Genomic DNA, 22,275 nt, shown 5'->3' with positions numbered 1-22,275 from the left:
GTTATGTGGCATTTACTTCGTTTTTTGGATACCATCCTCGCGATCAGTCGAGGGAAGGTAGCCACCCGAGCATGGCGCAGTTAAGACCGTATTACGAAGAATCGCAATCGATTTACGACGTTTCCGACGAATTTTTCGCTCTATTTCTAGACCCGACAATGGGCTACACGTGCGCGTATTTCGAACGCGACGACATGACGCTGGAAGAGGCGCAGAACGCCAAGTTCGACTTGGCCCTGGGCAAGCTCAACCTCGAACCGGGGATGACGCTGCTCGACATCGGGTGCGGCTGGGGCGGCGCGCTAGTGCGCGCGGTGGAGAAGTTCGACGTCAACGTCATCGGAATCACGTTGAGCCGCAACCAGTTCGAGTACAGCAAGAAAAGGTTGTCCACCATCCCGACCGACCGCACCGTGGAGGTGCGGCTGCAGGGCTGGGAGGAATTCGAGGATCGAGTCGACCGTATCGTCACCATCGGGGCGTTCGAAGCGTTCAAGATGGAGCGCTACGCTGCCTTCTTCGACCGGATGTACAACGTCCTGCCCGACGATGGTCGCATGCTGCTGCACACGATTCTGACGTACACCCAGCAGCAGCAGCTCGAGCGGGGCGTGAGCATCACGATGAGCGACGTGCGCTTTATGCGGTTCATCGGCACCGAGATCTTCCCTGGTGGCCAATTGCCCGCGCAGGAGGACATTTTCAAGTTCGGCGAGGCAGCCGGATTTTCGATCGAACGAGTTCAGTTACTGCAAGAGCATTACGCGCGGACGCTGAACATCTGGGCCGCCAATCTCGAGGCCAACAAAGAAAAGGCCATCGCCATCCAATCCAAAGAGGTTTACGACCGTTATATGCACTATTTGACGGGATGCGAGAAGTTCTTCATCAAGGGCATCAGTAATGTGGGGCAATTCACCCTGGTGAAATGACGAGACCCCGGCCGCAATGCCGGGGCCTCGGTCGGTGGCGAAATCGCGCTGGTTACTTTTCCAGCGTGAACTGGTCGACGTCGGTGTACCCCTGGCGGAATAGCTTTGCGCAGCCGGTCAGGTACTTCATGTAGCGGTCGTAGACCTTCTCGGATTGGATCGCGACGGCCGTGTCCCGGTTCGCTTCCAGCGCGGCCGCCCACATGTCCAAGGTTCGGGCGTAGTGCAGCTGCAGCGACTGAATCCGGGTGAGCTTAAATCCGGCGTCGGAAGCGTGCTCTTCGACCAATGCGGGAGTGGGCAGCCAGCCGCCCGGGAAAATCTCGGCCAGGATGAATTGGGTGAAATGAACGACTTCGTGCGTCAACGGTAGACCCTTGGCCCGGGCCTCCTTGAACGACGGACGCACGATGGTGTGCAGCATCATCACGCCGTCGGCCGGCAGTACCGAGTACGCCATCTCGAAAAAGCGTGCCCACCGGGCCCGGCCGAAGTGCTCGAAAGCACCGATTGACACGATCCGGTCGACCGGCTCGTCGAACTTCTCCCAGCCCTCCAACAGCACTCGGCGGGTGCGGTCGGTGTCCAGTTGGTCGAACGACTTCTGCACGTGTTCGGCCTGGTTCTCGGACAGGGTCAGCCCGACGACATTGACGTCGTACTTCTCGATGGCGCGGCGCAGGGTGGCGCCCCAGCCGCAGCCGATGTCGAGGAGCGTCATCCCAGGCTCGAGCCGCAGCTTGGACAATGACAGATCGATCTTGGCGAGCTGAGCCTCTTCGAGTGTCATGTCATCACGCTCGAAGTATGCGCAGCTGTAGGTCTGTGAGGGGTCCAGAAAGAGCCGGAAGAAGTCGTCCGACAGGTCGTAGTGCGCTTGCACGTTGCCGAAGTGGGGCGTGAGCTGCACGGCCATAACGAAAGAAGCCTTTCTGTTTCCCGGAGGTGCGGGGCCGACTGGTCGGGGTTGCCCATGCACCTCCGGCGCATGCCCCTGCATGCTAGCGGTTTCCGCTGGCACATGCCGTATGCTGCGGGCCACACCTAGGGTCACACGGCGCCTGCCAAAAGCACAAAACGGCAGCCTGCCGGGTTGTCTACGAGTCTCGCGGCGGCACGATCGGCGACGGGTGCGGCTCGGCGCGGAATTTCTCCAAGGATCCGCCTACCTCGACGATTCCGCACAACGCGTTCCAGCTGAGCATGGTGAGGTAGTCGATCAGTTCGTCTCGGGTCATGCGCGGGTTGGACATCCACGAGTGAGTGGCCAATTGCACACCGCCGACGATCAGGTAAGACCACGGCTCGGCGCCGCCGGTGTCCATCCCGGCCTGCACCATGCGCCGGCGCATCATCACCGCGATCATCCGGGCGATGATCCGCTCGGAGTCGGCGATCACCTTGCTCTTGCTGGCCGAGCTGTTCGCCATCACGAACCGATACGGCTCCGGCTCGTTGGCCACGGTGTCGACGTAGACGCGGATGACTTCACGGGTCAGGTCGATTCCGTCGAGGTTCGACGTCAATGCCGCGGCCATGTTCGGAATCAGCGTGGTCTGGGCAAACCGCATCATCACGGCCGTCGTCAAGTCATTTTTGTCGACGAAATATCGGTACAAAACCGTTTTGGAAACGCCGATCTCCGCGGCGATCTCATCCATGCTCAAGTAGCGGCCGTGTCTGCGAATCGCGTCGATCGTTCCATCAACCAGCTCGTTGCGACGCTCCACCTTGTGTTGGTGCCAACGCCTCTTACGACCGTCCGTCTTGACGATTACTGCCGGGATTTGCTCTGCCACTATCGACGATTCCCATTCACTAGAACGCTGTCGATAATACGGCGTAGCGGGTACAGATGGCGGACGGGACGGCCATCGGAAACCAGGTCGGCAGCGGCGTCGTAACACGAACTGGCCCAATCGATACATGATGGTGTGGTGGCACATAGACCCTCGTCGAGAGCCGACGCACCGAGCCCTGCCGCGGGTCGGGCGCAGCCGGCCCCGCCACCGGCCCCGCGGACGTCGTTCGCGGAGTCGTTCGCTGGCGCCGATCCGGAGGCGGACGCGCAGCGGCGGGTAGCGCTGCGCCGCATGAAGTTGGTCGCGCTGAGCTTCCTGATCGGCGCCACCGGCGTGTTCCTCGCGTGCCGCTGGGCGCAGGCGCACGGCGGCGTCGGCGCCTGGGTCGGTTACGTCGGCGCGGCCGCGGAAGCGGGGATGGTCGGCGCGCTGGCCGACTGGTTCGCGGTGACGGCGCTGTTCAAGCATCCGTTGGGGATACCGATCCCGCACACCGCGATCATCCGGCGCAAGAAAGACCAGCTCGGCGAGGGGCTGGGCACGTTCGTGCGGGAGAACTTCCTGTCCCCGGAGGTGGTGGAGACCAAGCTGCGCGACGCTCAGGTGCCCGGCCGGCTCGGCAAGTGGTTGTCGGACACCTCCCACGCCGAGCGGGTCGCCGGCGAAACCGCCACCGTGCTCCGCGTGCTCGTCGAATTGCTGCGGGACGAAGATGTCCAGCAGGTGATCGACCGGATGATCGTGCGCCGCATCGCCGAGCCGCAGTGGGGCCCGCCGGCGGGCCGGGTGCTGGCGACGCTGCTCGCCGAGAACCGTCAGGAGGCGCTCATCCAACTACTCGCCGACCGCGCCTTCCAGTGGTCGCTGAACGCGGGCGAAATCATTCAACGGGTGGTGGAACGCGACTCACCGACGTGGTCGCCGCGCTTCGTCGACCACCTTGTCGGGGATCGCATCCATCGCGAACTGATGGACTTCACCGACAAGGTGCGCCGCAACCCCGACCACGAACTGCGCCGTTCGGCAACCCGCTTTCTGTTCGAATTCGCCGACGATCTGCAACACGACCCGGACACCATCGCGCGTGCTGACGCGATCAAAGAGCAGCTGATGGCGCGCGACGAGATCGCCCATGCCGCCGCGACGGCGTGGAAGACGCTGAAGCGGTTGGTGCTCGAGGGCGTCGACGATCCGTCCTCGGCGCTGCGTACTCGCATCGCGGACGCCGTCGTTCGCATCGGTGAGTCGTTACGCGACGACGCCGAGCTTCGCGACAAGGTCGACAACTGGATCGTGCGGGCCGCTCAGCACCTGGTTTCGCAGTATGGCGTCGAGATCACGGCGATCATCACCGACACCATCGAGCGGTGGGACGCCGAGGAGGCAAGCCGCCGCATCGAACTGCATGTGGGCCGCGACCTACAGTTCATTCGCATCAACGGCACCGTGGTGGGCTCGCTGGCCGGGTTGGTGATTTACACGGTCGCGCAGCTCTTTTTCTAGGGGTGCTAACTAGTGCTTGCAAATGCAAGCACATGTCCGTACGCTGCATACCTGTCAAGGTTTGCCCACGGACTAAGGGAGCGCGTAATGCCGCCGGAGGAGACTCTCTCCGCGAAGGTGTCCACTGCGGCCTCCGACATGGCCTCCGACATCGGCAGTTTCATCCGCAGCCAGCGTGAACTCGCCCAGGTGTCGGTGCGGCAACTCGCCGAACTTGCCGGCGTCAGCAACCCCTACCTGAGCCAGGTCGAGCGCGGACTCCGCAAACCGTCCGCAGACGTGCTCAGCCAGATCGCGAAAGCGTTGCGGGTCTCCGCGGAGGTCCTCTATGTGCGGGCCGGAATCCTCGAGCCCAGCGACAAGAGCCAAGTGCGCGACGCCATCATTACCGACACCGCGATCACCGAGCGGCAAAAGCAGATCCTGCTCGATATCTACGCATCCTTTGCCCAGCAAAACGAAGCCACCCACGAGGAGTTTCCCCCCGAATCCGACAGCCAAGAGTGAGCTAGCCGCTCCCGAGCGCAGCGCTCGCGCTGATATCCACTCGATCGTCAACCCGACCCGACCAACCAGGAGGTTCCCGGCAAGTCGCGTGCCACGTCAATACCCGGGTCTTGACTACTCCCCAATGGGGGAGCCGACGCTTGCCCCGACTTCCCAACCGAACTTCACAAACCTCAGCCCGACAACCAACCATGAAAGGAAAAACCATGGCTGACAATCCGAACATCGAAGAACTGCGGGCGCCGTTGCTCGCGGCCCTGGGAGCCGCTGACCTGGCCCTGGCCACCGTGAACGAACTCATCGGCAACCTGCGTGAGCGGGCCGAAGACACCCGCACCGACACCCGCACCCGCGTCGAGGAGAGTCGCGCCCGGATCGCCAAGCTGCAGGAAGACCTGCCCGAGCAGTTCACCGAGCTGCGTGAGCGCTTTACCGCCGAGGAGCTGCGCAAGGCCGCCGAGGGCTACCTGGAGGCCGCGACCACCCGGTACAACGAGCTGGTCGATCGGGGCGAGGCGGCGCTGCAGCGGCTGCGCAGCCAGCGGCCGTTCGAGGAGACCACGGCGCGTGCCGAGGGCTACGTCGACCAGGCCGTCGAGCTGACCCAGGAGGCGCTGGGCACCGTGGCGTCCCAGACCCGCGCGGTCGGCGAGCGTGCCGCCAAGCTGGTCGGCATCGAGCTGCCCCGCAAGGCGGAGGGGGCCTCCAAGGCGGTGGCCAAGAAGGCTCCGGCCAAGAAGGCCCCAGCCAAGAAGGCCCCAGCCAAGAAGGCTCCGGCGAAGAAGGCCGCGGCCAAGAAGGTCACCCAGAAGTAGTTCGAGGTCCGAGTTGCCCTCCGGGGCAACTCGGATTCGACGGACATGACGCAACCCGCATACCCTTGAGCGGTGAGCCAAGCCGTGAATACCGTCATGTGGGTCTTGCAGATCGGCGTCCTGGTCATGACGGTGTACGCGTTCGTACATGCCGCGATGCAGCGGGCTGACGCCTACACCGCCGCGGACAAGTTGACCAAGCCGGTGTGGCTGGTGATTCTGGGCGGGGCCGTCGCGTTGACGTCCATCCTGGGCTTTATTTTCGGGGTGCTCGGGATGGCCATCGCGGCCTGCGCGGCGGGTGTCTATCTGGTCGACGTGCGGCCAAAGCTGCTGGAAATTCAGGGCAAGTCGCGCTGACACGGTGAAGGTCCTGATCGCCGTGCCGGCGGCTGTCGCGTTGCTCGGCGGGGCCCTTGTTGCGGGCTCGCAGCCCGGGGTTGCGTCGGCCCAGCCCGGCGCGATCAGCCCGGCCGATCCCGGCTACCGCCCCCCATTCGTCGACCACACCGAGTGGGCTTCCGAGTGGTCCCAGTCGGCACACCGGACGAGCCTGCGGGTCTTTCCGACGCCGTCCGGGCGGTTGGCCTCGACCCACCCGGGTACCGCGGCCGCCGCCGACGAAGCCTGGTCCGAGGTGGTGACGATGGCGCCGGACGCCGACACCCCCGGCATGCGGGCGCAGTTCATCTGTCATTGGGAGTTCGCCGAGACGGCCCAGCCCGGCAAGACCAGCTGGAATCTCGAGCCGTGGCGCCCCGTCGTCGACGATGCCGAGATGGTCGCGTCCGGCTGCAACCCGGGCGGCCCGGAGGAAGCCCTCTGATGGCCCCTCTGATGGCACTGAGCCGCACACAGTTGGCGGGTCTGGTCGATCACACCTTGCTCAAACCCGAGGCCACCGACGCCGACGTGACCGCTGTGGTCGACGAAGCCGTCGACCTGGGTGTCTACGCGGTGTGTGTCTCGGCGTCGATGGTGCCGGTCGCCGCGGCTACCCCGGGCGTGCGCGTCGCGACGGTGGCCGGCTTCCCGTCGGGCAAGCACACATCGGCGATCAAGGCGCAGGAGGCCGCCGCGGCGGTGGCATCCGGCGCAATCGAAGTCGACATGGTGATCGACGTCGGCGCCGCGCTGGCCGGGCAGCTCGGGGCGGTTCATTCCGACATCGCGACGGTGCGCGCCGCGATACCCGCCGCGGTGCTCAAAGTGATCGTGGAATCGGCTGTCCTGCTGGGTGATTCGGACGGGCGCACGCTTACCGAAGTATGCCGTGTCGCCGAGGACGCCGGCGCCGACTTCGTCAAAACCTCGACCGGATTTCACCCCGCCGGTGGTGCGTCGGTCCGCGCCGTCGCCCTGATGGCCCAAACCGTCGGCGGTCGGCTCGGGGTCAAGGCCAGCGGCGGAATCCGTACCGCGGCCGACGCCGTCGCGATGGTGCAGGCCGGTGCCACCCGCCTGGGGCTGTCCGGCACCCGGGCAGTTCTGGACGGACTCGGCTAGCGGCTCCCCTTACAGGTTCGCGAAGCAGGAGTCGTTGTTGTCCCCGGCGGGGATGGTCGCATTGCGGGTGGAGAAGTGGCTCGTCACCCCGGAGTCGGTCACCTGCACGCTGTCGGCGTGAATTCCCAACGGGTAGTTGGCGGTCAGCTTCTGCGTGTAGCTATCCAACGTCGACTGCACGCTTTCCCGGGGCATGGTGAAGCCGAGCGCGTTGAAGCTCTGGATCTGCAGCTGGATGCCGTTACCGGACACCACCGGCTTGGTCGTGATGTTGTCCAACATCCCCTTGAGCTCGATGGTGCCGTCGCTGGGATGCGTGGTCACGCTGTTGGTGACGAAGGGGCCCAGCACCGGGATGGCGTTCTGCACCGATTGTTTGATGCCGTCGCTGGTCCAGGTGATGGTCGCGTCGAGCGCGCCGATGGTGCCCTTGGAGTTGGCCGTCTTGTCGAGCTTCACGTCTTTGATGCTGATGTCGATCTTCATGGCCTTGGCGTCGCGGATCTGGTTGCCCGCCGTCGACACCGAGATGTTGGTGAAGTGCTTCGTCGCGAGCTGCCACAGCAGCAGCGGCGCGACGCCGAACGACGCCGTCGCCTGATCCTGAACCTCGCACGCGACCGCCTGGGCGACCTTGTTGTTGGCGACGTGGCGCGCGTACAGCTCCCCGCCGATCAGGCTCGCGATCAGCAGCGACACCACGATGACGCAGATCAGGACGATGGCCAGCGGGTCGCGCAGCCGTTTCTTCTTCGTCGCCGGGGCCGGCTCTTCGCTGGGGGCGGCGAGGCTCTGGGTGGGCGGCGCGGGGGGTGGCGGGTAGCCGCCGTGCTGGCTGTCCAAACCGCCCGGGCGCTGGCCCGCAGCTGCTGCCGGTGGGGCGGGCGGTGGCGTGGCACGGGGCGCACTCAACCGCTCGGTCGGGCGTTCAGTCGGTGGGCCGAACGGGGTCTGATTGCCGGGACGCGCCCACGACGACGGGCCCTCGCCGGGTGGTCCTTGCGGGTTCGTCACCCAACCGATTCTGCCCTATCGCCACGAGCAAAGTCCGCTTGGTTGCGCAGCACCGCGATGTTCTCTCGGGCCTTGGCGACCTCGTCGACGTCGATGTCGGCGACCACCAGCTGCGGGTCGGCGCCTGCGGCGGCGATCACTTCGCCGAAGGGAGAGGCCACCAGGCTGCCGCCCACCCCGGTCGGCGCGCTGGACGCGGATCCCGAGTCGGCCAGTGTGTCACCGGGATCGGCCTGGCCGGCCGCGGCGACGTAACTCATCGAGTCCAGCGCGCGGGCGCGGGCCAGTAACGTCCACTGGTCGAGTTTTCCGGGACCAGACCCCCAGGATGCGCAGACGGCTATGAGCTGGGCGCCGCGGCGGGCCAGTTCGGTGTAGAGCTGCGGGAAGCGGATGTCGTAGCAAACGGTCAGGCCCACCCCCACCCCGTCGACCGTGATGACCACCGGTTCCCGGCCGGGCGCGACCGTGCGCGATTCGGTGAAGCCGAACGCGTCGTAGAGATGGATCTTGTCGTAATGGGTGTCCGGCTGGTTGGGGGTGCCCGGCCCGGCCGCGATCAGGGTGTTGGTGACGCGGCCGTCGCCGGAGGGGGTGAACATGCCGGCGACCACCGTGATGCCCGCGTCGGAGGCGATCCGTCGGACACCGTCCGCCCAGGGTCCGTCGATGGACTCGGCGATCGGTTTCAGCGGCACCCCGAACCGGCACATCGTCGCCTCGGGGAACACGACCAGCGCCGCGCCGGCGTCCGCGGCGCGGGAAGTGTAGTCGCGCACCTGCTGCAGATTCGCGGCCGGATCGCTGCCACTGAGCATTTGGGCCAACGCGATTCGCATGTCCGCCAGCTTAGGCGTGGGCACGAAGCGGGCAGATGCCACGCGCATCGAAGTGCGCGGATCACGCGTGATGGGTGATCCATTCGGTGGTGAAGCGTTGCTCCCGGCTCACCAGCTCGGCCAGGTGGGTGCCGATGATCTTCTCCACCTTGCCGCCGATCAGCGGGATCCGGACCTGGATCGTGGCGCGGTAGGTCAGGCGGGCGCCGCCGCCGCCGATCGGGCAGAGCTCGGCGGTCCCGGCCACGTGCACCGGGGTGTCCACGATCGAGCCCTTGATCGACGCCGTGGCGATGCCGTCGCTGACCGCGCCCCATCGTTCTTCGCGCCGGAACAGCAGATCGCCCCGGTGCAACTGGGTGACCATGGCCGGCAAGTTGTCGCTGCGCACGTGCTGCAGCGTCACCACCTCGATGGTGCCGTCGTCCCCGGAGTCGCCGCCGACCCGAAGCGACTCCAGCCGAGCCTCGTCGACCGGGATGTCGGCCAGCCGGGCGTGCCAGTAGGCCGCCGCGGCGAAGGCACGATGCAGCTCCTCGACACTGTCCGCATAGTCGGCGGACAAGTCGAATGAGCGTGGCATAGCAGGTCAGGCTACCGTTACGGGCCATGAAACCGAGCGAGGCCGGATCGCTCTTCGCCGGTGCACACGTCGCCGAGGCGGTGTCGTTGGCCCCGTTGACCACGTTGCGGGTGGGGCCGGTCGCGCGCCGCCTGATCACTTGCACCAGCAGCGAACAGGTCGTCGCGGTTTTGGGCGCGCTGGACGCGGCCAGCGGGGCGGGCGACGCCGGACCGGTGTTGGTGTTTGCCGGCGGATCCAATCTGGTGATCGCCGACGACCTGACTGACCTGACCGCGGTGCGGCTGGACACCCGCGGCATCACCATCGAGGCCAACGTGGTGCGCGCCGAAGCCGGCGCGGTGTGGGACGACGTCGTGGTCGCGGCCATCGAACACGGACTGGGTGGGCTGGAATGCCTCTCCGGCATTCCCGGATCCGCCGGGGCGACCCCGGTGCAGAACGTGGGTGCCTACGGGGCGGAGGTCGCCGACACGATCACCCGGGTCCGGGTGCTGGATCGCCGCACCGGCGCGGCGCGCTGGGTCGCCGGCGCCGAGCTGGGTTTCGGCTATCGCACCAGCGTGTTCAAGCGGACCCCGCAGGTATCGGCCGTGGTTTTGGAGGTGGAGTTCGCGCTGGACGCGTCGGGCCGCAGCGCGCCGTTGCGCTACGGCGAGCTGACCGCGGCGCTCAACGCGACGAGCGGCGACCGGGCCGACCCCCGGGCGGTGCGGGACGCGGTGCTGGCGTTGCGCACCCGCAAGGGCATGGTGCTCGACTCGACCGACCCCGACACCTGGAGCGTGGGCTCGTTTTTCACCAATCCGGTTGTCGCCCCCGCGGTTTACCAATCGCTGGCCGGGCGGGTCGACGGCCCGGTGCCGCACTACCCGGCCCCGGCCGGGGTCAAGCTGGCCGCCGGCTGGCTGGTGGAACACGCGGGCTTCGGCAAGGGCTATCCCGACGACTCGACGGCCCCGTGTCGGTTGTCCACCAAGCACGCGCTTGCTCTGACCAACCGCGGCAACGCCTCCACCGCGGACGTGATCGCGCTGGCCCGCACCATCCGCGACGGCGTGCGCGACGTGTTTGGCATCACACTGGAACCCGAACCTGTGCTGCTCGGTTGCGGGTTGGACAGCTAAATCGCGCCCGGCCGGGCGCTTTCCCTACTTGTCGTGGCGCGGAGGATGTCGCCGCGACCGGTATCTTTTAATGTCGTGAGCACATCCGATGAGCGGCCGCCGATGAACCGGCGGCTGGCCCTGACGGCCCTGGGGCTGGGTGTGTTCGCGCCGAGTGTGCTGGCCGCCTGCAGCGGCACCGCGGCCAAACAGGCGGAGAAGAGCAAAGAGCAGTCGGCGCCGAACCTGAAGTACCAGCCCGCCGACAACGCGACCGATGTGGTTCCCATTGCGCCGATCAGCGTCTCGGTCACCGATGGCTGGTTCCAGAAGGTGGCGTTGACGAACTCGTCGGGCAAGGTCGTCGCCGGGGCATTCAATTCCGACCGCACGGTCTACACCACCACCGAGCCGCTGGGCTACGACACCAGCTATAGCTGGAGCGGGTCGGTCGTCGGCCACGACGGCAAAACTGTCCCGGTCACGGGCAAATTCGCCACGGTCGCGCCGGCCAAGAAGATCGACGGCGGCTTCCAGCTGGCCGACGGGCAGACGGTCGGCGTCGCCGCGCCGATCATCATCCAGTTCGACGCGCCGATCAGCGACAAGGCGGCGGTCGAGAAGGCGCTGACCGTCACCACCAACCCGCCGGTGGAGGGCAGTTGGGCCTGGCTGCCCGACGAGCAGCAGGGCGCCCGCATCCACTACCGCCCCCGCGAGTACTACCCGGCGGGCACGACCGTCAACGTCGACGCCAAGTTCTATGGGCTGCCGTTCGGTGACGGCGCCTACGGCCTGCAGGACATGTCGCTGAAGATCCAGATCGGCCGGCGCCAGGTGGTCAAGGCCGAGGTGTCCTCGCATCGGATGCAGGTCGTCACCGATGCCGGCGTGATCATGGACTTCCCGTGCAGCTACGGCGAGGCCGACAAGGCCCGCAACGTGACCCGCAACGGCATCCACGTGGTCACCGAGAAGTACGCCGACTTCTACATGTCCAACCCCGCGGCCGGCTACAGCCACGTGCACGAACGCTGGGCGGTGCGAATCTCCAACAACGGCGAGTTCATTCACGCCAATCCGGCGAGTTCCGGCGCGCAGGGCAACACCAACGTCACCAATGGCTGCATCAACCTGTCCACCGAGGACGCCGCGCAGTACTACAGCTCGGCGATCTACGGCGATCCGGTCGAGGTGACCGGGAGCTCGATCCAGTTGTCCTATTCCGACGGCGACATCTGGGACTGGGCCGTGGACTGGGACACTTGGGTGGCCATGTCGGCGTTGCCGCCGCCGAGCGCGCATCCGCCGGCCAGCCAGATCCCGGTGACCGCTCCGGTCACCCCGTCGACAGCCCCGAGCCTGTCGGGAACTCCGACCACCACCACCACGACGACGTCGTCGTCCCCTAGCCCCGGCGGTTGAACCGCACGGCGTTGGCCTGATCCCGCGGCCTGAGCACGATCAGGTCCAGGTCGACGTGTGGCGGCCGGGACGCCACGAACCCGATCACCTCCGCGACGTCGGCCGCCGTCAGCGGCGTGATGCCGGCGTACACCGCATCCGCGCGCTGCTGGTCGCCGTCGAAGCGCACCAGTGAAAACTCGGTTTCGACTGCGCCGGGAGCGATTTCGGTGAGCCGCACCGGTTTTCCGAGAAGCTCCCCGCGCAGCGTGCGGTGCACGGCGGCCTGGGCGTGCTTGGCCGACGTGTAGCCGGCGCCGCCGTCGTAGACCTCCAGCGCGGCCCCCGAGGTGACGGTGATGATCAGGCCGTCACCGGAGTCGATCAGCTTGGGCAGCAGCGCGCGGGTGACCCGCAGCGTGCCCAGCACATTGGTCTCCCACATCCAGCGCCAATGCTCGACGTCGGCTTCGGCGACCGGCGCCAGCCCGCGAGCACCGCCGGCATTGTTAACTAGTACGTCGACCCGACCCACTGCCGCTGCCAGCGTTTGCACGGCCACCTCGTCTGTGACGTCGGCCACAATTGCGCTACCGTCGATCTCTTTCGCCAGGGCATTGATTCGGTCCGCGCGTCGCGCCACCGCAACCACATGAAACCCAAGGGCAGCAAGGGATCTCGCGGTTGCTGCACCGATGCCGGAACTGGCGCCGGTGACTACCGCCACCCGTTGATTCGCGTTAGCAACACTCACTGAGCCAACTCTAATAAACGTGCTAAATTCCTGGTGTGCTCCACAGCGCCCAGTTCAACAACACGGCCGCGTGTCTTTGCGCGGCATGTGCGTGTTGTTGCCGCGCACTTTGCCGCGCCTGAACCCAAACACAGGTTGTGGCCAAGACCGGCCATTTGGAACTCGGACAAAGGACGCTCGTGCGCTCGACTTCTCTCACCCACACCCATCATTCGCCCAGCCGCCAGGGCCAGCTGAGGCTGCACCGGCAAATTCTGCCGCCGGCGCTGCACATTTCGGACTCGGCCGCGGCCTCGGTATTCCGGGCGGTCCGGCTGCGCGGCCCGGTCGGCCGCGACGTCATCGCCGGAGTCACCTCGCTCTCCATCGCTACGGTCAACCGCCAGGTCATTGCCCTGCTTGACGCCGGCCTGCTCCGCGAACGCGCCGACCTGGCGGTCTCCGGGGCCATCGGACGCCCGCGCGTACCCGTGGAAATCAACCACGAACCCTTCGTGACGCTGGGCATCCACATCGGTGCCCGAACGACCAGCATCGTGGCGACCGACCTGTTCGGCCGCACGCTCGACACCGTCGAGACCCCGACTCCGCTCAGTCCACCGGCTGCCGCGCTGACAACGCTGGCCGAGAGCGCTACCCGCTACCTGAGGCGCTGGCATCGACGCCGGCCATTGTGGGTGGGTGTGGCTATCGGCGGGACCGTCGACGGTGCCACCGGACACGTCGACCACCCGCGGTTGGGCTGGCGGCAAGCGCCAGTGGGGCCGGTGCTGGCCGACGCGCTGGGCCTGCCGGTATCGGTGGCCTCCCACGTCGACGCCATGGCCGGAGCCGAACTGCTGCTCGGCATGCGGCGATTCGCGCCCAGCTCGCCGACCAGCCTGTACGTCTACGCCCGCGAGACCGTGGGATACGCCCTGGTGATCGGTGGGCGGGTGCACTGCCCCTCCAGCGGCCCCGGCACCATCGCAGGGTTGCCGGCGCACTCCGAGCTCCTTGGCGGCACCGGCCAGCTGGAGTCCACCGTCAGCGATGAGGCCGTCCTGGCGGCGGCTCGCCGGCTCCGCATCCTGCCGGCCGCGCCGGCGGGCCGGCCCAACGGCGCCACCACCGGCATCACCGATCTGATCCGCCTGGCCCGGGCGGGCAACCGGCAGTCGCAGGATCTGCTGGCGGAGCGGGCCCGGGTGCTCGGCGAGGCGGTCGCGTTGCTGCGTGACCTGCTCAACCCCGACGAGCTGGTGGTGGGTGGCCAGGCCTTCACCGAGTATCCGGAGGCGATGGAGCAGGTGGAGTCGGCATTCGCGGCGCGTTCGGTGCTGGCGCCGCGGGACATCCGAGTGACCGCCTTCGGCAACCGGGTGCAGGAGGCCGGGGCCGGCATCGTGTCGCTGGGCGGCCTGTACGTCGACCCGATGGGTGCGATGCGCCGCGCCGGGGTGATCGGATCCCGGGTCCCCGAAATCGTCCCGGAATCGTCCGCCTGACACGGACAGCCGCGCCGCGCGCGTGGGCTGCCGCTCGAGCCGTGCTGTAAAGATGAAAGAGTGCGGCACGACGAGGTCCTCCGAAACAATCCGCGCCGGGTCGCGCTGTTAGCAGTGCACACGTCCCCCCTGGCGCAGCCCGGCACCGGCGACGCCGGCGGGATGAATGTGTACGTGCTGCAAAGTGCATTGCACCTAGCCAGGCGGGGTATCGAGGTCGAAATCTTTACCCGTGCCACCGCCTCGGCCGACCCGCCGGTCGTGGAGGTTGAGCCCGGCGTGCTGGTACGCAACGTGGTGGCGGGGCCGTTCGAGGGCCTGGACAAATACGATCTGCCCACCCAGCTGTGTGCGTTCGCGGCCGGGGTGCTGCGCGCCGAAGCGTCGCATGACGCCGGTTACTACGACATCGTGCACTCGCACTACTGGCTCTCCGGGCAGGTCGGCTGGCTGGCCCGGGACCGGTGGGCGGTGCCGCTGGTGCACACCGCGCACACCCTTGCGGCGGTGAAAAACGCGGCACTGGCCGTCGGCGACTCGCCCGAGCCTCCGCTGCGCGCGGTGGGTGAGCAGCAGGTGGTGGACGAGGCGGACCGGCTGATCGTCAACACCGACGACGAGGCGCAGCAATTAATCTCGATTCACCACGCGAACCCCGAGGCGATCGACGTCGTTCATCCCGGCGTGGACCTGCAGGTGTTCCGCCCCGGTGATCGCCGCGCCGCCCGGGCTGCGCTGGGGTTTGCGCTCGACGAACCGATCGTCGCGTTCGTCGGACGCATCCAACCGCTGAAAGCACCCGACATCGTGCTGCGGGCGGCGGCGAAACTGCCGGGGGTGCGGATCGTGGTCGCCGGTGGGCCGTCGGGCAGCGGTTTAGCAACCCCGGACGGGCTGGTGCGCCTGGCCGGCGACCTCGGCATCACGGATCGGGTGACATTCCTGCCGCCGCAGTCCCGCGAGGCCCTCGCCACCCTGTTTCACGCCGCGAATCTTGTTGCGGTGCCCAGCTATTCGGAGTCGTTCGGTTTGGTCGCCGTGGAGGCGCAGGCCTGTGGCACGCCGGTGGTGGCCGCCGCGGTCGGGGGCTTGCCGGTGGCCGTGCGCGACGGCGTCACCGGCTCGCTGGTGACCGGTCACGACGTCGACGACTGGGCGCAGGCGCTCGACGAAGTGCTGGCCCTGGACGGTACCCCGCGAGGTAAGGCGATGAGCCGGGCCGCCGCGGCGCACGCCGCGACGTTCTCCTGGGAGAACACCACCGACTCGCTGCTGGCCAGTTACCGGCGGGCCATCGGCGATTTCGGCACCGCCCGGCAGCGCCGGGTCAGCGTGACGCTGGATCGTGCGGCGGCGCGCAAACCACGCCGGTGGACTCCGCGCCAGGGGGTCGGCGCATGAGCCGCAGAAGCCGCAGCCACCGCATGTTCGACGAGGCGCCGCGATGCGGCCTGGAGCGGCGCTAGTGACGGCGGCGGTCCAACAGGTGATTGAGCGGGCCCTACAGGCCAGCGATCTGACGTATTCGAAACATCAAGGGGCACATGGGGGTTTGCCCGGCCTGGTCGTGGAGCTGCCCGGCGAGCGCAGGCTCAAGACCAACACCATCTTGAGCATCGGTGAGCACTCGGTGCGCGTCGAGGCGTTCGTGTGCCGAAAGCCCGACGAAAATCACGAGGGCGTCTACCGGTTCCTGTTAAAGCGCAATCGACGGCTCTACGGCGTCGCGTACACACTCGACAACGTCGGCGACATCTATCTGGTGGGGCGGATGTCGCTGGCATCGGTAGACGCCGAGGAGATCGACCGCGTGCTCGGGCAGGTCCTGGAAGCGGTGGACTCGGACTTCAACACCTTGCTGGAACTAGGCTTTCGGTCCTCGATCCAAAAAGAGTGGGACTGGCGCGTCTCGCGGGGGGAGTCGCTGAAGAATCTGGAAGCTTTCACCCACCTGATCGAGGATGACGACCGTTAGTTGATGCGTGAGAGACTGACCGCATGGCTGACACCGCGACGCTGGTATTACTTCGCCACGGCGAGAGCGAATGGAACTCGCTGAACCTGTTCACCGGATGGGTCGACGTCGGCCTCACCGAGAAGGGCCGGGCCGAGGCGGTGCGTAGCGGCGAGCTGCTGACCGAACACAATTTGCTGCCCGACGTGCTGTATACGTCGTTGTTGCGCCGCGCGATCACCACGGCCCACCTGGCGCTGGATACCGCGGATCGGCTATGGATCCCGGTACATCGCAGCTGGCGGCTCAACGAGCGCCACTATGGCGCATTGCAAGGCCTGGACAAGGCCGAAACCAAGGCGCGCTACGGCGACGACCAATTCATGGCCTGGCGGCGCAGTTACGACACTCCGCCGCCGCCCATCGAGAAGGGCAGCAAATACAGCCAGGACGCCGACCCGCGTTATGCCGACATCGGCGGCGGCCCGCTCACCGAATGCCTGGCCGACGTGGTGGTGCGGTTCCTGCCCTACTTCACCGACGTCATCGTCCCGGATCTGCGGGTCGGGCGGACGGTGCTGATCGTCGCGCACGGAAACTCGCTGCGGGCGCTGGTCAAGCACCTCGATCAGATTTCCGACGAACAGATCCCCGGGCTGAACATTCCCACCGGCATTCCGCTGCGCTACGACCTGGACGCCGACCTGCGTCCGGTGGTGCCGGGCGGTACCTATCTCGACCCGGATGCGGCCGCCGCCGGCGCGGCCGCGGTAGCCAACCAGGGTAGCCGGTAGGCTTCGACCAGCGGCATCGCCGACCGCCGGCGTTGCGCGGGAATCACTCGTTAGCCAAACATCGCGTGAACGGCGGTAGAACACCTGTTACGCAAGTTGTGACTTGTCCGATTTTGGCCTCGTTCCGCTAGGGCTGCGTTCACCAGATTTGTAGGATTTCGTTCGTGACCGTGTTCTCGGCGCTGTTGCTGGCCGGGGTCTTGTCAGTGCTTGCGCTGGCCGTTGGTGTGGCGGCCGGCACTCGATTGTCCGCACGGGTGGTGCGCCGCAGGCAGCGAGCGACGACCGAATCGACCGGTATCACCGTCGCAGAGATGCTGCAGCAAATCGTCACGCTGATGCCGTTAGGCGCGGCTGTGGTGGATTCCCATCGCGACGTGGTCTACCTCAACCAACGGGCCAAGGAATTGGGCCTGGTGCGCGACCGCCAGCTCGACGACGAAGCGTGGGACGCGGCGCAGCTGGCGCTCGACGGCGAGGAGATTGAGTTCGATCTGCAACCCGCCAAACGTGCCGCCGCCGGCCGGTCGGGGATTTCGGTACATGGGCAGGCCCGGCTGCTCAGCGAGGAAGACCGCAGGTTCGCGGTGGTCTTTGTGCACGACCAATCCGACTATGCGCGTATGGAGGCGACCAGGCGCGACTTCGTGGCCAATGTCAGCCACGAACTCAAGACCCCGGTCGGTGCCATGGCCCTGCTCGCCGAGGCATTGTTGGCGTCGGCGGACGACTCCGAAACCGTGCGCCGGTTCGCCGAAAAGGTACTCATCGAGGCAAACCGGCTGGGGGACATGGTTGCCGAGCTCATCGAGCTGTCCAGGCTGCAGGGTGCGGAACGGTTGCCCAATGTCACCGCTGTCGACGTCGATACCGTTGTATCCGAAGCGATCGCGCGGCACAAGGTGGCAGCCGACAATGCCAAGATCGAGGTTCGCACCGACGCGCCTACGGGGTTGCGGGTGCTGGGGGACCAAACACTGTTGGTGACGGCGCTGGCCAATTTGGTCTCCAATGCGATCGCCTATTCGCCTGCGGGCTCGCCGGTGTCGATCAGCCGCCGCCGCCGCGGCGACAACATCGAGATTGCGGTCACCGACCGCGGAATCGGGATTGCGTTAGAGGACCAGGAGCGAGTCTTCGAGCGGTTTTTCCGGGGGGACAAGGCGCGTTCGCGAGCCACCGGCGGCAGTGGGCTGGGGTTGGCGATCGTCAAACACGTTGCCGCCAATCACGACGGCAGCATCGGCGTGTGGAGCAAGCCGGGAACCGGGTCGACGTTCACGTTGTCCATCCCGGCTTATCGCGACAGCGCCGGCGACGAAGAACCCGAGCAACCCCGGGCTCGCGAGGCGCGGCCCAGCAGGTCCCAACGAGAGGAAGAACTGAGTCGATGACCCGCGTGCATGACGAGGCAAGGCGAAAAGGTGAGGAGCACCCCCGATGACCAGCGTGCTGATCGTGGAAGACGAGGAGTCGCTGGCCGACCCGCTCGCTTTTCTGCTTCGCAAGGAGGGCTTTGAGGCCACCGTGGTGACCGATGGGCAGGCGGCGCTCGCCGAGTTCGACCGGGCCGGCGCCGACATCGTGCTGCTGGATCTGATGCTGCCCGGCATGTCCGGCACCGACGTGTGTAAGCAGCTGCGGTCGCGCTCCGGCGTGCCGGTGATCATGGTGACAGCCCGCGACAGTGAGATCGACAAGGTGGTCGGCCTGGAGCTGGGCGCCGACGACTACGTGACCAAGCCGTATTCGGCTCGCGAGCTCATCGCGCGGATTCGGGCGGTGCTGCGCCGGGGCGGCGACGACGACTCCGAGATCAGCGACGGCGTTTTGGAGTCCGGGCCGGTGCGGATGGACGTGGAGCGGCACGTGGTGTCGGTCAACGGTGACACAATTACTTTGCCGCTCAAGGAATTTGATCTACTCGAATATCTGATGCGCAACAGTGGCCGGGTGCTCACCCGGGGGCAGCTGATCGATCGGGTCTGGGGCGCTGATTACGTCGGGGACACCAAGACGCTCGACGTCCACGTCAAGCGGCTGCGATCCAAGATCGAAGCCGACCCCGCCAATCCGGTGCACCTGGTGACCGTGCGCGGGCTGGGCTACAAGCTCGAAGGCTAGGCGGCTCAGCGCGCGCCGACCACCTCACCGGCCACCGCCAATGCCAGCGCCATGATCGACAGCTGCGGATTCACCTCCGGGCAGCTGGGCAGGATCGACGCATCGGCCACCCACACACCGTCGACGCCGCGGAGCCGTCCGCACTGATCGACGGGGCAAGCCTGCGGGTCGGCGCCGGCGGCCGCCGTACCGGTCGGGTGAAAGGCGGCCAGGTGCAGGCGTCGCGGGTCGCTGCGGCTCAGCGCCTCACGCAACGCGGGCAGCGACGCCACGGTCATCGCCCCGGGTAAGCCGGTGAGCACCTCAACGGCTCCTGCCGCGAACAAGAGTCGGCCCATGGCCTCGACCGCGATCGTCAGCTTGGCGAGGTCTGCCCGGGCGATGTTGTAGCGCATCACCGGTTGGCCGCGCACCGAGGAAACGGAGCCGACCCCGCGATCGGCGATCATGGCGCCGAACGTCGCGACTTGAGGCGCTCGGTCGAGCCACCTGAGCAGCTGGGCGCCGTACCCGGGGTAGATCATCGAGCCCATGCCGGGTGGTGTCGAGGTGGCTTCGATCAGCACCCCGTCCGACTCGTGAAACTGGTGCACGGCGGCGCTCTGCAGTACGCCGCGCCAGGCTAGGACGTCGTCGTCGAATCGGCCCGCGAGCACCGTCGCGGGATGCAGCGCAAGGTTTCGCCCAAGGCGCGGGTGCGCGCCAAGCCCGCTGCGGCGCAACAGAACCGGTGTTTCGGTAGCGCCGGCCGACACGACGACGGTGTCGGCGAGGATGTCGATCGCGGTGCCGTCGGGTCGACGGGCCCGCACACCGCGGGCGCGACCGTCGTGGTGCAGCACCCGCTCGACGCGGGCCCGCGTAATGATCCGCGCACCCGCGGCGCAGGCCTGCGGCAGCGCATTGAGGTGCACGCCGAACTTGGCGTTGCGCGGGCAGCCGATCGCGCATTGGCAACAGCCCCCGCATCCCGGTGCATTGCGGGGGATGGGCGCGGCGTCCCAGCCCAGTGTTGCCGCGGCGTCCAGCAGTAGGTGTCCGTTGCGGCCCATGATCTGCAGAGGCACCGGCGCAACCTGCAGGGTGCGCTCGACTTCTTCGAGATGCGGGGTCAGCCGGTCCGGGTCGGCCAGGGCGAGACCGTATTGGCCGTACCAGCGACGTTGCACGGAATCCGGTGGGCGGAAACATGTTCCGGAGTTCACCACGGTGGTGCCGCCGACTGCCCGACCGATGGGCGTGATGATGGAGGGGCGGCCCAGCGCGACGGTGGCGCCGGCGCCGCGGTACAGCCCGGCGTAGCGGTCCATCGGGTGCGTGGTGCGGAATTCCGCGACTGTCCACCGGCGTCCCTCCTCGAGGACCACGGTGTCCAGGCCGGCTCGCGCCAGGGTGCGGGCCACCATGGCCCCGCCGGCGCCGGATCCGACGATCACCGCATCGGCGGTGATGACAGAGCGGCTATCGGCCGACGAAATGACCGTCAACGGCGCGTCGGGTCGTGCCGAATCTCGTGCCTGGGCACGCGAAAGTAATTCTGGTGCAAAGGTATCGGCGCCGTTGGCGAGCAACACGATAGCCTTAAAGGCTTCGATGGCGACTCCGGCGTCCAGGCTGAGCCCGCCGAGTCGGTGCAGCACTTGATCGCGCCGGCCGGGGTCGAGGCGCGACAGCGGACGACCGGTGGTGAGGTAGCTCGCCGCGTTCACGCCCAGCAGTCCGGCCCGCACCGCCAGCCGTGTCGTGGCGGGCAACTGGGTGAGATAGCGCTCGACGCGGTCGGCCAGTTGACTCGATGGCGGGCCGCCGTGTTCCTCGGGCAGCAGCGCGCTGCCGAACGCGAACAACGCCGACCGCGCCCGGCTCATAGCAAACGCCCGAGCCGGCGGCCCCATTTGATGAAGAACGGGTAGGTCGCGAAGATGCCTCCGGCCACCGCGTGCAGCTTCCAGCCGGCCGGTTCGGTGGCGACGCCGAAAACCCCGCTGTTCCACATGAAGTCGCGACCGTTGCGGGCACGGAACGGCCGCCACAGCACGCCCAGTCCGGGCACGTTGTGGTACAGCCCGAACGATCCGCCGAAGAAGACCCCGAGCGTGGCGGCTTCGGCGACATCGCGGCGATCCGCTGGCAGTTGCCGCTCGATCAACATCCCGGACACCACCAGTAGGGGCGGGTCTAGAAGAAAGCTCACATCGGGATCCTTTCGTTGATTTCGGGTGCCTCGTGGCCACGCAGCCCCACTTCGGCGTGGCCGGTGCCCAGTGCCGTCCACCGGCGGTCGTCGATCTCGACATAGACGTCAGCCTGCTCGGTGTTGGTGCACACCGCCGCGCCGCCGTCGGGGTCGGTGTAACCCAGGCTCACGCAACGCTGCGGCGGCTGGTCGACGCGGATGAGTACCCGGCTACGGCCGATCCGCCCTTCCAGCTGCCAGTGCTGCAGCCCCAGCGTCGTGCGCATCCGAATCGAGGGCAAAATGCTTGCGGGCCAATCCTTTCCGTCAATTCGGAAGCGGACGAAAGCGAGCGGCGGGAGTCGTCGCAGCCCCGGCTTGTGGGACACCGCGGTGACTACCTCCAGGACATCGCCGCCGCCGAGGTCGGCATGAATCCAGCCCCAGCGTTTGGCATTGCCGTGTCCGTAGATGTGTGCAACGCCGCCGCGCCACCCCTCGATCGGCGCGGCGGCGTCGTCGATGGTCACCGACCCGGTGAAGTCGGCGGTGGGCGCGAGGACGACCTGGGCGCCGGGCAGCAGGTCGCGTTCCCAGACCGGCCGGGGGAATGTCCACAACGGCGCGCCGGTGTCCTTCCAGGACAGGTCCCAGGCCAGCGCCCCGGCCCGTCCGACCAGTGTTTCGGGTGCGACGCGGACACCGGCCGCATCGAACCACGCGCCGGTGGCGGGTTGGACCGGCTCGGGGCCGAAACGCTCGGTGTAGGGGGAGCCGTCGGCCGGAAACCAGGTGGCCCAGCCGTGGGCATAGGGGGCGCGGTCGCCGGTCGGTGCGACCGTCTCGCAATGGATCCACAGTCCCGCGCGGGTCCGCGGGTCCGACAGGGTGGCGTACCAGACCTCCAGCCGGCCTGCCTGCCCCTGCCAGCGTGGGGCCGCCGCCGATCGATCCGCGTCGTCCACAGCCTCGCCT

At 67.2% G+C, this 22,275-nt stretch carries 24 protein-coding genes; 15 read left to right on the top strand and 9 right to left on the bottom strand.

What is annotated here, in order from left to right; translation table 11 throughout:
- The first annotated feature begins 71 nt into the window (after positions 1-71).
- Positions 72-932 carry a cyclopropane mycolic acid synthase family methyltransferase gene (locus G6N33_RS08830; protein ID WP_044509670.1) on the top strand — a complete coding sequence of 287 codons (861 nt, stop codon included), beginning with the start codon at positions 72-74 and terminating at the stop codon, positions 930-932.
- 52 nt (positions 933-984) lie between these two features.
- On the opposite strand, the gene pcaA is transcribed toward G6N33_RS08830, so the two are convergent.
- Both pcaA and G6N33_RS08820 read right to left on the bottom strand, forming a co-directional pair.
- Positions 985-1,848: a cyclopropane mycolic acid synthase PcaA gene (pcaA, locus tag G6N33_RS08825; protein ID WP_044509671.1), complete on the bottom strand. Its 864-nt coding sequence runs from the start codon at positions 1,846-1,848 to the stop codon at positions 985-987.
- A 181-nt stretch (positions 1,849-2,029) separates the two neighbouring features.
- Positions 2,030-2,731 carry a TetR/AcrR family transcriptional regulator gene (locus G6N33_RS08820; protein ID WP_044509672.1) on the bottom strand — a complete coding sequence of 234 codons (702 nt, stop codon included), beginning with the start codon at positions 2,729-2,731 and terminating at the stop codon, positions 2,030-2,032.
- A gap of 135 nt (positions 2,732-2,866) precedes the next feature.
- On the opposite strand from G6N33_RS08820, the gene G6N33_RS08815 reads away from it, so the two are divergent.
- From G6N33_RS08815 to deoC, 6 genes are all read left to right on the top strand, one after another.
- Positions 2,867-4,237: a DUF445 domain-containing protein gene (locus tag G6N33_RS08815; RefSeq protein WP_179962677.1), complete on the top strand. Its 1,371-nt coding sequence runs from the start codon at positions 2,867-2,869 to the stop codon at positions 4,235-4,237.
- An 87-nt stretch (positions 4,238-4,324) separates the two neighbouring features.
- Positions 4,325-4,744 carry a helix-turn-helix domain-containing protein gene (locus tag G6N33_RS08810; protein WP_044509673.1) on the top strand — a complete coding sequence of 140 codons (420 nt, stop codon included), beginning with the start codon at positions 4,325-4,327 and terminating at the stop codon, positions 4,742-4,744.
- 206 nt (positions 4,745-4,950) lie between these two features.
- Positions 4,951-5,559 carry a heparin-binding hemagglutinin HbhA gene (gene hbhA / locus G6N33_RS08805; RefSeq protein WP_044512795.1) on the top strand — a complete coding sequence of 203 codons (609 nt, stop codon included), beginning with the start codon at positions 4,951-4,953 and terminating at the stop codon, positions 5,557-5,559.
- A 96-nt stretch (positions 5,560-5,655) separates the two neighbouring features.
- Positions 5,656-5,919, top strand: coding sequence for a DUF2516 family protein (locus tag G6N33_RS08800; RefSeq protein ID WP_044512797.1), 264 nt, complete (start codon positions 5,656-5,658; stop codon positions 5,917-5,919).
- Positions 5,920-5,923: 4 nt separating this feature from the next.
- On the top strand, positions 5,924-6,385 hold the full coding sequence (locus G6N33_RS08795; protein WP_044509674.1) for a DUF2599 domain-containing protein: 462 nt from the start codon (positions 5,924-5,926) through the stop codon (positions 6,383-6,385).
- A gap of 11 nt (positions 6,386-6,396) precedes the next feature.
- Positions 6,397-7,065 (top strand): deoxyribose-phosphate aldolase, encoded by a 669-nt coding sequence (gene deoC, locus G6N33_RS08790; protein ID WP_044509675.1) that lies wholly within the window; start codon positions 6,397-6,399, stop codon positions 7,063-7,065.
- A 9-nt stretch (positions 7,066-7,074) separates the two neighbouring features.
- Here deoC and G6N33_RS08785 read toward each other — a convergent pair whose 3' ends face one another.
- From G6N33_RS08785 to G6N33_RS08775, 3 genes are all read right to left on the bottom strand, one after another.
- Positions 7,075-8,079, bottom strand: a complete 1,005-nt coding sequence (locus G6N33_RS08785; protein ID WP_044509676.1) for an LmeA family phospholipid-binding protein — start codon at positions 8,077-8,079, stop codon at positions 7,075-7,077.
- A complete protein-coding gene (locus tag G6N33_RS08780) occupies positions 8,076-8,918 on the bottom strand; it encodes a carbon-nitrogen hydrolase family protein (RefSeq protein ID WP_101528204.1) in 843 nt (280 codons plus the stop codon). The genes G6N33_RS08785 and G6N33_RS08780 overlap by 4 nt, the downstream gene beginning before the upstream one ends.
- 61 nt (positions 8,919-8,979) lie before the next feature.
- Positions 8,980-9,501, bottom strand: a complete 522-nt coding sequence (locus G6N33_RS08775) for a DUF2505 domain-containing protein (RefSeq protein ID WP_044509677.1) — start codon at positions 9,499-9,501, stop codon at positions 8,980-8,982.
- A 26-nt stretch (positions 9,502-9,527) separates the two neighbouring features.
- Here G6N33_RS08775 and G6N33_RS08770 point away from each other — a divergent pair, with 26 nt between their 5' ends.
- Entirely contained in the window at positions 9,528-10,628 is a 1,101-nt protein-coding gene (locus G6N33_RS08770) for a UDP-N-acetylmuramate dehydrogenase (RefSeq protein ID WP_044509678.1), read from the top strand.
- A 33-nt stretch (positions 10,629-10,661) separates the two neighbouring features.
- Positions 10,662-12,032 (top strand): L,D-transpeptidase, encoded by a 1,371-nt coding sequence (locus G6N33_RS08765; RefSeq protein ID WP_408632769.1) that lies wholly within the window; start codon positions 10,662-10,664, stop codon positions 12,030-12,032.
- Here G6N33_RS08765 and G6N33_RS08760 read toward each other — a convergent pair.
- Positions 12,016-12,765 carry an SDR family oxidoreductase gene (locus G6N33_RS08760; RefSeq protein WP_044509680.1) on the bottom strand — a complete coding sequence of 250 codons (750 nt, stop codon included), beginning with the start codon at positions 12,763-12,765 and terminating at the stop codon, positions 12,016-12,018. The genes G6N33_RS08765 and G6N33_RS08760 overlap by 17 nt on opposite strands.
- A gap of 179 nt (positions 12,766-12,944) precedes the next feature.
- On the opposite strand from G6N33_RS08760, the gene G6N33_RS08755 reads away from it, so the two are divergent.
- The 6 genes from G6N33_RS08755 to regX all read left to right on the top strand — a co-directional run bounded on the left by G6N33_RS08755 (position 12,945) and on the right by regX (position 19,124).
- Positions 12,945-14,252: an ROK family transcriptional regulator gene (locus G6N33_RS08755; RefSeq protein ID WP_044512798.1), complete on the top strand. Its 1,308-nt coding sequence runs from the start codon at positions 12,945-12,947 to the stop codon at positions 14,250-14,252.
- Positions 14,253-14,312: 60 nt separating this feature from the next.
- The gene (gene mshA / locus G6N33_RS08750) at positions 14,313-15,653 is read left to right on the top strand and encodes a D-inositol-3-phosphate glycosyltransferase (protein WP_044509681.1); all 1,341 of its coding nucleotides are present in this window, start codon (positions 14,313-14,315) and stop codon (positions 15,651-15,653) included.
- A 43-nt stretch (positions 15,654-15,696) separates the two neighbouring features.
- Positions 15,697-16,227: a type III secretion system chaperone family protein gene (locus G6N33_RS08745; RefSeq protein ID WP_044509682.1), complete on the top strand. Its 531-nt coding sequence runs from the start codon at positions 15,697-15,699 to the stop codon at positions 16,225-16,227.
- 23 nt (positions 16,228-16,250) lie between these two features.
- A complete protein-coding gene (locus tag G6N33_RS08740) occupies positions 16,251-17,000 on the top strand; it encodes a phosphoglyceromutase (RefSeq protein ID WP_044509683.1) in 750 nt (249 codons plus the stop codon).
- Positions 17,001-17,164: 164 nt separating this feature from the next.
- Positions 17,165-18,394 (top strand): sensor histidine kinase, encoded by a 1,230-nt coding sequence (locus tag G6N33_RS08735; RefSeq protein ID WP_101528191.1) that lies wholly within the window; start codon positions 17,165-17,167, stop codon positions 18,392-18,394.
- A gap of 46 nt (positions 18,395-18,440) precedes the next feature.
- On the top strand, positions 18,441-19,124 hold the full coding sequence (gene regX, locus G6N33_RS08730; RefSeq protein ID WP_044509684.1) for a two-component sensory transduction protein RegX: 684 nt from the start codon (positions 18,441-18,443) through the stop codon (positions 19,122-19,124).
- A 5-nt stretch (positions 19,125-19,129) separates the two neighbouring features.
- Here the strand turns inward: regX and G6N33_RS08725 are convergent, their stop codons facing one another.
- From G6N33_RS08725 to G6N33_RS08715, 3 genes are read right to left on the bottom strand one after another with little or no spacing between them, the layout of a single operon-like run.
- A complete protein-coding gene (locus G6N33_RS08725; RefSeq protein WP_044509685.1) occupies positions 19,130-20,992 on the bottom strand; it encodes a GMC family oxidoreductase in 1,863 nt (620 codons plus the stop codon).
- A complete protein-coding gene (locus G6N33_RS08720) occupies positions 20,989-21,318 on the bottom strand; it encodes a hypothetical protein (RefSeq protein WP_044509686.1) in 330 nt (109 codons plus the stop codon). The genes G6N33_RS08725 and G6N33_RS08720 overlap by 4 nt, the downstream gene beginning before the upstream one ends.
- The gene (locus tag G6N33_RS08715) at positions 21,315-22,265 is read right to left on the bottom strand and encodes a hypothetical protein (protein WP_044509687.1); all 951 of its coding nucleotides are present in this window, start codon (positions 22,263-22,265) and stop codon (positions 21,315-21,317) included. The genes G6N33_RS08720 and G6N33_RS08715 overlap by 4 nt, the downstream gene beginning before the upstream one ends.
- Positions 22,266-22,275 lie beyond the last annotated feature (10 nt).

The sequence above is a fragment of the Mycobacterium simiae genome (genome assembly GCF_010727605.1).
GTDB lineage: Bacteria > Actinomycetota > Actinomycetes > Mycobacteriales > Mycobacteriaceae > Mycobacterium > Mycobacterium simiae.
The sequence above is the reverse complement of the archived record's forward strand: the minus strand, read 5'-3'. Positions and strand labels throughout refer to the sequence as shown.